The following is a 9,769-nucleotide window of genomic DNA, read 5'->3' as shown; positions in this document are numbered from 1 at the left end:
AACCCCCCAACCCTCGTTGGAGCCTTGCTCGCAAGGCGAAGGGGCTGACGTCACTGCCGTGCTCAACAGAACGAGCCATATGTTTGTAGGATATGGCTTACAGAAAATGCTAAATGGTTGATATAGAGTGAGTTTCGGAACGGGGTGATATCGGGGAAGTCAGGAAATAGGCCGCTTCTTCGAGTTTTTTCAGACGAGAAGAGTTCTTGTTTTCACTGTAAGAGCCTGACTGTCTTGCGAATTTCTGTGTTTTCCCCGAAATTCATAAAAGAATTATGTCGAAGAAAGATATGTCGAACCGTTCGATTGAATACGCTGTTAAATGGCTCTGCTTTATTTATGGCGGAGCGAGATTCTGAGTCGGTACCACCATCAAAATTTACGGTGCCGTTAGAAAATAAGAGGGTGTGGTTCGGCTTTCCCGTTTGTTGTGGGCGGCCACATTCCAGGTTGGGGGTGTCTTCAAGGCTTGAGTCCTTGCGGGTGCCATAAATGTAGTCTGGTTCGCAGGCTCACATCGTGGTCTTTGGTTAGGCTGGTGTGTCGCCAATTAACCAGGCAAGGCAGCAGACGCAAAAAGCCGCGCTGCTGCTCGCGGCGTTATGTTTTGTAGTTCCCCCCTTTTAGCGGACACCTTCTTCTTGATCAAAACCCTAAAACCGCACCTTCCCCAACGGCACCAACAACACCGCCGCCCCAATCAATGCCGCCGCTGCCCCCAGCAATCCGGGCGCAAAACTCCCGCTACTTTCCAGCAACCGTGCCGTCACCACCGGCCCCAGTATCTGCCCGACACCATAACAGGCGGTTAACGCGCCCAGGGCGGCACTGGCGGCGTGGGGGGCGAGTTGGCGGCCGCAGTACATGCTCAGTGCGACCACGGCGGTGAAGGTGGCGCCCACCAGCAGGCCGCTGACGACCAGCCCGGTGAGGCCGGGTAGCCAGGCGGGGGCGCTGACGCCTATTGCTTGCACCACCAGGGCTGTCATCAGGGCGTTGCGTTCGCCGACATGGCTGGCGAGCTTGCCCCACAGCAGGTTGGCGGGCACGGCGGCCAGGCCCACGGCCAGCCAGGTGTAGAAGGCGGCGCTGTCCAGGCCCGGCAGTTGCGCTTTGGCGATCACCGGCAGGTAGGTGGTGCTGGTGATATAGCCGAAGCCGGCCAGGGTGTAGCTGGCGATCAGAAAACCCAGGGCCGAGCGGTTCACCGGCGCCCGTTCGTGCTGGGTGTGTTTGGCGTGGGGCAGGGCGGGTATGCGGCGCAGCAGTGGCAGAATGATCAGCGCCAGTGCACCACAGGCCAGCCACATGGTGGCATAGCTGCCGTGCAGGGTTTCAATAAAGGCCACGGTGAGGGCGGCGATGCTGATGCCCAGGCCAATGCCGGCATAGTGGATATTGCCCAGCCGGGCACGCAGATGGTTGGGCATGGCGCCCAGTACCAGCGCGGAGCCGTTGACCATAATGATGGCGCTGGCCACACCGGCGAGGAACCGGTTGATGGCCCAGGGCGTGAAGGTCTCGCTTAACCCCATCAGGCCGCTGCTGATAACACTCACCCATAAGGCCAACCAGAAAGCCGTGCGTGCCCGGTGGGCGGGAACCAGCATGGCGAGCATTGCGCCGGCCAGGTAGCCCCCATAATTGATCGCTGCCAGGTAGCCGCCGCTAATGGCAGTGAGGCTGGTCTCGGCAATCATGTCGGGCAAGGCTGGGGTAAACAGAAAGCGGCCAATGCCCAAGGCAATAACCAGGCTGAATGCGCCAGCGATGGCGATGCGCAGAGAATCTGAATCAGAGTGGGTCACAGTGACTCCAGTGGGGCGCCAAGGGGCAGAATCAATAAAAGAACGCAAGCCTAACAGGCTGGCCGCGTTGCGGCTGTAGTCTTCGAATGATGTTCACTATTCGCGGGAATGATAATTCCCCATTGGTCGTAGACAGTGCGCGCTATCCCGGTGCCACTGGACCATCTGAGGGCACCTGCAGGTAGTTGCCTTGGCCTGTTTTATTCCCCGGCGGGCTGTTTCCTTCGCATTTCAGGAATTGGCATGGCGCTTGCCTAACGTAAGCACATTAGCAGGATGATTCGTCACGCTATCCTGCTAGCGATCAATGGTGATCGCGAAAGAATCTGAGCAAAGACGCTCATGGAATGTCGTCAACGGCGGCGTTGTTCCATGGGCGTTTTTTTATGCCTGGGATAAAGGGGGCAGGCGTGAGCACACCGCCTTCAAAGATAGGCGTTTTCCGAAACGAGAGCGATAAAACACACTAAGGTGAGGAAGAAAACCATGAAACATTCTGCCATTGCCGCCGGCGTCATTCTCTCCACGCTGGGCTTTACGGGGACCGCCAGCGCGGAAGACGATGCATTCATTACCGCACTGAAAGACGGCACACCGCTGCTGAACATGCGCCTGCGTTATGAAGAAGTGAACAGTGATGCCTTCACTGAAGACGGCCAGGCGCTGACCCTGCGTACCCGCCTGGGTTACCAGAGTGGCAAGCTCCACGGTTTTGATGTGATGGGGGAGTTTGAAGATACCCGCATCGTGGGCCAGGTGGACAACTATGCGCCGCAGCAGGCCGGTTATCCGGTCATCGCTGACCCGGAAGTGACCGAACTCAACCGTGCTGCGATTCGCTATACCGGTAGCAACGCCCTGGAAGGCCTGGTGGCGACTTACGGTCGCCAGCGGATCATTTACGACAATGCCCGTTTTGTGGGGAACGTGGGCTGGCGCCAGGATGAACAGACCTTTGATGGTGCGCGGATCGATTACGGCATCAGTGATTTCAGTGTCTCTGCGGCCCATCTGACCCAGGTGAACGGCATTACGCCGGGTTTTGATGCCAATGTGACCAACAATCTTTTCAATGCCAGCTGGGCGGGCATGCCGGGTGGCTCGCTAACCGCGTACGCCTACCTACTGGAAACCGATAACGTGACCGACTCGCAGAACGACACCTACGGTGTGCGTTACGCCGGTGCTTTCGATCTGGATGCGGTAAAGCTCTTGCTCACGCTGGAAGGGGCCCAACAGGAGGTGGAAGCCGGTGACACCGACTATTACTTTGCCGAGCTGGGCGCAGAGGTGGCCGGAGTAACGGTAAAAGTGGCACAGGAAGTGCTTGGTTCAGATGACGGCCTGGTGGCTTTCCAGACGCCGTTGGCGACCAAGCATGCCTTCAACGGGTGGGCGGACCAGTTCCTGGCTACACCGGCTGATGGCCTGGAAGACACCTTCGTAACCGTGGGCGGCAAACTGGCCGGGTTCAAACTGGCGGCGGTCTACCACGACTTTCAGTCCAACGAAGGCAGCACTGACTACGGCTCGGAAACCGACCTGCTGGTGGCCCGCCCCATCGGTAAGCACTACGTGGTTGGTCTGAAGTATGCGGCGTACAACGCCAATGACTTCAAGGATGACACCAGCAAGTACTGGGCCTGGGGCGAGATTAAATTCTGATCACATTTTGGTGCCGAAAAGTGCGTCGCCTTGGTGCACTTTTTCGGTGCTGGATCAGAGGGAAACTAAATACATTGAAAATCATCAGGTTAGGGATGTGATGACTGGCACAACCGTTGCAAAACAACCCGTAACGACAACGATTCCGGACGCGCCTGACATGATAGTTCTGAAAATAAGATGGCTCTGAAAATCATGCTGGTGGATGACCAGCCACCCCGTGCTGCGATTCTCGAGCGGGCCCTCATTGATGAGGGCCACGAGATCCTGTGCCGCCTGACCAGCGCCGCCGGTTTGGCGGAGAAGGTGCGCAGCAGTAATCCGGATGTGGTGATTGTCGACATGGATGCGCCCGACCGGGACACCCTGGAAAGCATGGCTCTGGTTCAGCGGGATATCCCACGGCCCATGGTCATGTTCTGCAACCAGGACGATGAAGAGCTGGTGGTGGCGGCGCTGCGCGCGGGCGTCAGTGCCTATGTGGCTGGAGAAACCGACCTGACCCGGGTACGCGGTGTCATGCGCGTGGCGACGGCCCGTTTCCGGGAATACCAGGCGTTGCGTGAAGAGCTGGAAGAAACCCGTGAGGCCCTGGCTGAGCGGAAAATCATTGAGCGTGCGAAAGGGTTGCTGATGCAGCGTCGCCGGCTCAATGAACAGGATGCTTACAGCACTCTGCGTCGCCAGGCCATGAACAGCGGGCAGCCGTTGATTCAGGTGGCCCGGTCGGTGCTGGATTATGCCGAAATGCTCAAGGCGCAAGGGTGAAGAACGCCAGACGCTGGACGCCGGAAGCCTGACGCAAAAAACAGGAGACAAGATGCGACGAGTAATGCCATTGATGAAGGCGCGCAGCCTGATCGAGACACCGGAAAAAACGATGAGCCGTGCACCTGCCGTAGACGGCGTCAGGCCGGTTCGTCGTCAGGCGTCCACTATCCGGCGTCCGGCATTCACGGAGCAAACCTCATGAAGGTGCGTATCGGCTATATGCCGCTAACAGACAGCTTGCCGCTGGCAGTGGCCCAGGAGGCAGGCTTCTTCGCCGCCGAAGGGCTGGATGTGGAGCTGCAGCCGGAGTGGAGTTGGGCCAGCCTGCGCGATCGGCTATTGGTGGGGCAGCTGGATGCGGCGCCGATGCTGGCGCCGATGCTGTTGTCCACGTCGCTGGGGCTGGGATGCATCAAGAAGCCCCTCGCCACGGCGTTTTCCATGGGCCTCAACGGTAATGGCGTGACCGTTTCGCCGATGCTGTTTCAGGGATTGTGTGCCTTGTCGGAAGGGCCGACCCCCAACGACATCGCCGCCGCCATGAACAAGCTGGTGGCCGCGCGTGCTTCCAGCGGAGAAGATCCGCTGGTGCTCGCGGTGGTCTTTCCGTTTTCCTGCCATGCCTATCAATTACGCCACTGGCTGAGTGTGGCCGGGCTGGACCCGGATCATGATGTGAAGCTGGTGGTGCTGCCGCCTTCGCAAATGGTGGATCACCTGCGCATGGGCCACATTGATGGCTTTTGTGTGGGTGAACCGTGGAATAGCCTGGCCGCACTGACCGGTGCCGGGCACTGTATTTTGTCCGGTTATCAGATTTGGGAAAATGCCCCGGAGAAGGTGTTGGCGGTATCCCGTGACTGGGTGTCACGTCATCCGGATACCCATCGCGCGTTGCTGCGGGCGTTGTACAAGGCGGCCTGCCATGCGGATGAGAATCTGGTGGAGAGTCTGTCGTTACTGGCCCATCCCGCGTGGCTGGATGTACCGGCAGAAATCATTCGTGCACCGTTCAGCCAGCGCTTGCCCGCTGGCCTGACGGGCCAGCCGTTTCCGGCTCATCATTTCCATGTGTTCGCCGGATTCCACGCCAACTTTCCGTGGCGCTCCGACGCTGCCTTTTTACTGCAGGAAATGCAGCGTTGGCGACAGTGTTCGCTGGAAGAGACCAAAACCTTTGCGGCCCAGTGCTACCGTACAGACCTGTTCCGCGATGCACTGGCCGACCTTACCAGCATGCCGTTAATGGACAGCAAACCCGATGAACGCCATGCAGGCCACTGGCAATTACCCGGTGAACCCGGGCCCCTGGAGCTGGGGCCGGATCGTCTGCTGAGAGTGATTGAAGATCAGGCAGAAAGCTGAGGGGGGCCGAGAAGCGAGTTTCGAGTTGCGAAAACCTTTAAACATTACGGGTGGCAAGTTGTTGAATTTCGCCACTCGCCACTTGTAACTGAGCATTGCAATCATTGCCATGCAAACGTCCCCACGATATCAGTAATGCATAGCGTCACCCGTGCGCATCAAACAAGAAAACTCACCCCCACGCACAGCAGCAACAGGGCGAACAGACGCTTTAGCAGGCGCGGCGACAGTTTGTGTGCCAGGCGCGCGCCAAAACGGGCGAAGAACATGCTGGTAAAGGCGATACCCACCATGGCAGGAAGATATACGTACCCCAGGCTCCACTCGGGTAATTGTGGCTGACTCCAGCCAATCAGCATGAAGCTCAAAGCGCTGGCGACGGCAATGGGCAGCCCGCACGCGGAGGAGGTCGCCACCGCCTGTTGCATGGGCAGGCTGCGCCAGGTGAGAAAAGGCACATTCAGGGTGCCGCCGCCGATGCCAAAGATCGCCGAGGCCCAGCCAATGACCCCGCCTGCGGCCGTTAGCCCCAGCTTGCCAGGCACCGCACGGCTGGCTCTGGGTTTCAGGTCCAGCGCCATTTGAATGGCAATAACGATGGCAAATACACCAATGATCTTCTGCAGCATCGGGCCCTGAATTGACGCAGCAGTCAGCGAGCCAAGCCCCGCGCCAAGCAGGATGCCTAGCGTCATCCAGGCGAAAATGGGCCATTGCACCGCCCCTTTGCGGTGATGCTCCATCACCGAGTTGATGGACGTGAAGATGATGGTGGCCAGTGATGTGCCAACGGCCAGATGGGTCAATACTTGCGGGTCCACGCCTTGGGCGGTAAAGCTCAGAACCAGTACCGGCACGATGATGATGCCGCCGCCGACCCCAAACAGACCGGCCAATACCCCGGCGGCCGCACCCAGAACCAAATAAAGCAAAAATTCCATACTAAAACCCTGGCAAGCCAAAAATGTTGGCGATGTAGTAACAGAAAAATGGGATGGCGTGAGTCTGCCGTTGCCTGCGCAGGTTCATGCCCGGTGATCATTTTCCCATGCGAAATACCCCGCTAAAGCCATGCTGGGTTCGGGGGTGACTGGGCGTAAAGGGCGCTCAGGTGGTAACCGAGGCGTCCAGATTGCAGTATTGCCCTTTGAAGTACAGCAGGGGCTGTGTGGTGGTGGTTGGCTGCAGGCTCAGTGCCCGTACTTCACCAATCACGATCAGGTGATCGCCGGCCTCGTATTCGGCATGAATGTCACAGTCCAGCCAGTGCAGGCTGCCACCAATCACCGGGTTGCCCAGAGGCGACGTTGCCCAATCGGTTTCTTTCCACTTGTCTGCGCCCTGTTGCGCAAAGAGGTTGGATATCGCTGCCTGTTCGTCAGAGAGGATGTTCACCGCAAACCGGCCCGCACGACGGATCTTGGGGTAGCTGAAAGAATCGCGCTTCACACTGAATGACACCAGCGGCGGGGCTGTCGATACGCTGTAGAACGACTGACAGGTAAAGCCGATGGGCTCGTCATCGATGTGCGAGGTAATCACAGTGAGCCCGGAGGCGAAATGGCCGAGCGCTTTGCGAAAGTGCAGAGGGTCGATGGCCGTGGTGGTCAGTGACATAGTGATTCCAGAATAGGGGATAACGCAAACGGGTAGCTCAGGGAAGAGACGGCGCGATCTGGCGCTCGCTCTTCCCACAGGATTCAGGCAAGTTCATTGCGCACGATCTCGGCACCGGCACTCAATGCGCGCAGCTTGCCTCTGGCAACCTGGCGAGGCAGCGGCGCCATGCCGCAGTTGGTGCACGGGTACAGCTTGTCGGCATCCACGAACTGCAGCGCCTGGCGCAAGGTGTTGGCAACTTCCTCGGGGCTTTCAATGGTGTGGGTCGCCACATCGATGGCGCCCACCATCACTTTCTTGCCGCGAATCAACTCAATCAGATCCATGGGCACATGGGAGTTGTGGCATTCCAGAGAAACCATGTCGATGCTGGAAGCCTGCAGCCTGGGGAAAGCTTCTTCATATTGCCGCCACTCCGAGCCCAGCGTTTTTTTCCAGTCGGTGTTGGCTTGGATGCCGTAGCCATAACAGATATGCACGGCGGTCTCGCACTTGAGCCCTTCAATGGCTTTTTCCAGTGTAGCCACGCCCCAGTCATTCACCTCATCGAAGAACACATTAAAGGCGGGCTCGTCGAATTGAATAATGTCGACACCCGCTGCCTCCAGCTCTCGGGCTTCCTGATTGAGAATTTTCGCGAATTCCCAGGCCAGTTTTTCCCGGCTTTTGTAATGGGCATCGTAAAGCGTATCGATCATGGTCATGGGGCCGGGCAGGGCCCACTTGATCGGTTGTCGGGTCTGCTCCCGCAGAAATCGGGCATCGTCCACAAACACCGGCTTTTGACGGCTAACCGCCCCCACGATTGTGGGCACACTGGCATCGTAGCGATCGCGGATTTTGACCGTTTCCCGTTTCTCGAAATCCACCCCGTCCAGATGCTCGATAAAGGTGGTGACGAAGTGCTGACGGGTCTGTTCGCCATCGCTGACGATGTCGACGCCGGCCAGCTGCTGTTCGTGCAAGCTTAGCCGCAGGGCATCCTGTTTGCCGTCGATGAGTTCATCGCCCTGCAACTTCCAGGGAGACCAGAGCGTTTCGGGCTCGGCCAGCCAGCTAGGCTTGGGCAAGCTGCCCGCCGTGGATGTGGGTAACAATCGTTTCATCATTTGTTCTGCCGTGTATGAGTTAAATACCGTAATTCGCAGACCACTGATTAAGCACCGTCCGGTAAGGCTCGATCAGGTTCTCTTCAGTGAATTTACCTTGCTTGACGGCCAATTGACTGCGCTCTTCCCGGTCGTAATGAATGCGGGTAAGTGAGTAGTCCGAGTTTTTCAGACTGGGTTGGTAGCGGTTGCCCGCTTCGGAATTGGCGTTGTAAATCTCCGGGCGATAAATGCGCTGGAACGTCTCCATGGTGCTGATGGTGCTGATCAGCTCCAGGTTGGTGTAATCGTTCACCAGGTCCCCGAAGAAGAAAAACGCCAGCGGCGCTACGCTGTGAGGGGGCATGAAATAGCGCACGCTCAATCCCATTTTCTTGAAGTAACTCTCGGTCAATGATGATTCATTGGGCAGGTACTCGAACCCCAGCACGGGATGGTGATTCTCGGTGCGGGTGTACACCTTGTTATCCGATACGCTGATACAGATCACGGGCAGTTTGCTGAAGTTTTCCTGGTAAGCACTTGAGTTGACGAAATGCTTGAACAGCTTGCCGTGCAGATCACCAAAATCCTCAGGGATGCTGAAGTGTGGCTGGTCCTTGTTATGGTTCTGCAGGGCGATGCTGAAGTCATAGTCCCGCAGGTAAGAGGAAAAATTGTTCCCGACCACCCCTTCAATCTGTTTGTTGGTGTGCCGGTCAAAGATGGTGGTTTTCAGGATTTCGATGGTCGGGAAGGTTTCGCCATTGCCTTCAATATCGATATCCACGGACACAATGTCGTGCTGCACAACGTACCGGTCACCATTGGGGTTGTCCCAGTGAGCCAGCGCATTAAACCGGTTATTGATCATGGTCAGAGTGTCGCGCAGGTTTTCCTTGCGCCGTTCTCCCCGCGCCAGGTTGGCAAAGTTGGTGGTAATGCGCGTGTTGTCGGCTGGACGGTAATCCTCATCGAAACAAATGCGCTTGATGCTGAAAGTGAATTCGTTGCTCATGGTGCCAGGGCGTCCGCGTCAAAATGGGTCGTGGCCTGCGTCGCGCTGGGTAACTAACGCGACGAAGCGTGATATGCGGCCATTATGCTCAATACCTTTAATGAGTAAAATTGGTATTATTTCATCGCTATATGAGTTTTACTCATCTTTTCGCTATGGCGGGAGCAGGCATTCGACCGCCCTGGCTTTTGCATTCAGAGCAAGATCGCGGTGGTGCCACCGCACTTACAATGGCATGCGTTGGAGAATCAAATGCTGGAATTACGACATCTCGCCACCCTTCGGGCGATTGATGAGGCGGGGTCAATGGTGGAAGCGGCGGAACGGCTACATGTTACCCAGTCGGCCCTGTCGCATCAGTTGAAAGACCTGGAACACCGGTTGGGGGTAGAACTGGTGGTGCGGCGCTCTCGCCCGGTGCGCTTCGCCACGGC

Annotated in this window: 10 protein-coding genes; 5 read left to right on the top strand and 5 right to left on the bottom strand. The window is 57.5% G+C overall.

The features are described 5' to 3' along the window. Window positions 1–653: 653 nt before the first annotated feature. Window positions 654–1,808, bottom strand: a complete 1,155-nt coding sequence (locus A3730_RS20620) for a YbfB/YjiJ family MFS transporter (RefSeq protein ID WP_063519959.1) — start codon at window positions 1,806–1,808, stop codon at window positions 654–656. A 486-nt stretch (window positions 1,809–2,294) separates the two neighbouring features. Here A3730_RS20620 and A3730_RS20615 point away from each other — a divergent pair, with 486 nt between their 5' ends. From A3730_RS20615 to A3730_RS20605, 4 genes are all read left to right on the top strand, one after another. Next, window positions 2,295–3,473: an alginate export family protein gene (locus A3730_RS20615; protein WP_063519958.1), complete on the top strand. Its 1,179-nt coding sequence runs from the start codon at window positions 2,295–2,297 to the stop codon at window positions 3,471–3,473. 180 nt (window positions 3,474–3,653) lie between these two features. After that, on the top strand, window positions 3,654–4,241 hold the full coding sequence (locus A3730_RS20610; protein WP_007151333.1) for an ANTAR domain-containing response regulator: 588 nt from the start codon (window positions 3,654–3,656) through the stop codon (window positions 4,239–4,241). A 52-nt stretch (window positions 4,242–4,293) separates the two neighbouring features. Further along, window positions 4,294–4,446 carry a hypothetical protein gene (locus tag A3730_RS30535; protein WP_156496970.1) on the top strand — a complete coding sequence of 51 codons (153 nt, stop codon included), beginning with the start codon at window positions 4,294–4,296 and terminating at the stop codon, window positions 4,444–4,446. Then, window positions 4,443–5,609, top strand: a complete 1,167-nt coding sequence (locus A3730_RS20605) for a CmpA/NrtA family ABC transporter substrate-binding protein (protein ID WP_063538809.1) — start codon at window positions 4,443–4,445, stop codon at window positions 5,607–5,609. The genes A3730_RS30535 and A3730_RS20605 overlap by 4 nt, the downstream gene beginning before the upstream one ends. A gap of 158 nt (window positions 5,610–5,767) precedes the next feature. On the opposite strand, the gene A3730_RS20600 is transcribed toward A3730_RS20605, so the two are convergent. The 4 genes from A3730_RS20600 to A3730_RS20585 all read right to left on the bottom strand — a co-directional run bounded on the left by A3730_RS20600 (window position 5,768) and on the right by A3730_RS20585 (window position 9,335). Then, a complete protein-coding gene (locus A3730_RS20600) occupies window positions 5,768–6,550 on the bottom strand; it encodes a sulfite exporter TauE/SafE family protein (RefSeq protein ID WP_063520423.1) in 783 nt (260 codons plus the stop codon). 166 nt (window positions 6,551–6,716) lie between these two features. After that, entirely contained in the window at window positions 6,717–7,226 is a 510-nt protein-coding gene (locus A3730_RS20595) for a flavin reductase family protein (protein WP_063520422.1), read from the bottom strand. An 83-nt stretch (window positions 7,227–7,309) separates the two neighbouring features. Further along, window positions 7,310–8,335, bottom strand: coding sequence for a methionine synthase (locus tag A3730_RS20590; RefSeq protein ID WP_156497017.1), 1,026 nt, complete (start codon window positions 8,333–8,335; stop codon window positions 7,310–7,312). Between the two features lie 22 nt (window positions 8,336–8,357). Beyond that, window positions 8,358–9,335 carry a DUF1852 domain-containing protein gene (locus tag A3730_RS20585; RefSeq protein WP_063520420.1) on the bottom strand — a complete coding sequence of 326 codons (978 nt, stop codon included), beginning with the start codon at window positions 9,333–9,335 and terminating at the stop codon, window positions 8,358–8,360. Between the two features lie 252 nt (window positions 9,336–9,587). On the opposite strand from A3730_RS20585, the gene A3730_RS20580 reads away from it, so the two are divergent. Further along, window positions 9,588–9,769, top strand: a 182-nt coding sequence (locus tag A3730_RS20580; protein WP_156501277.1) for a LysR family transcriptional regulator, incomplete at its 3' end; no start/stop codon positions are given.

Source organism: Alcanivorax sp. HI0044, assembly GCF_001634945.1.
The sequence above is the reverse complement of the archived record's forward strand: the minus strand, read 5'-3'. Positions and strand labels throughout refer to the sequence as shown.

Bases quoted from the DNA above. Each gene is read 5' to 3' on its own strand.
- A3730_RS20615 (WP_063519958.1), top strand. From the start codon at position 2,295: ATGAAACATTCTGCCATTGCCGCCGGCGTCATTCTCTCCACGCTGGGC.
- A3730_RS20610 (WP_007151333.1), top strand. From the start codon at position 3,654: ATGGCTCTGAAAATCATGCTGGTGGATGACCAGCCACCCCGTGCTGCG.
- A3730_RS30535 (WP_156496970.1), top strand. From the start codon at position 4,294: ATGCGACGAGTAATGCCATTGATGAAGGCGCGCAGCCTGATCGAGACA.
- A3730_RS20605 (WP_063538809.1), top strand. From the start codon at position 4,443: ATGAAGGTGCGTATCGGCTATATGCCGCTAACAGACAGCTTGCCGCTG.
- A3730_RS20600 (WP_063520423.1), bottom strand. From the start codon at position 6,550: ATGGAATTTTTGCTTTATTTGGTTCTGGGTGCGGCCGCCGGGGTATTG.
- A3730_RS20595 (WP_063520422.1), bottom strand. From the start codon at position 7,226: ATGTCACTGACCACCACGGCCATCGACCCTCTGCACTTTCGCAAAGCG.
- A3730_RS20590 (WP_156497017.1), bottom strand. From the start codon at position 8,335: ATGAAACGATTGTTACCCACATCCACGGCGGGCAGCTTGCCCAAGCCT.
- A3730_RS20585 (WP_063520420.1), bottom strand. From the start codon at position 9,335: ATGAGCAACGAATTCACTTTCAGCATCAAGCGCATTTGTTTCGATGAG.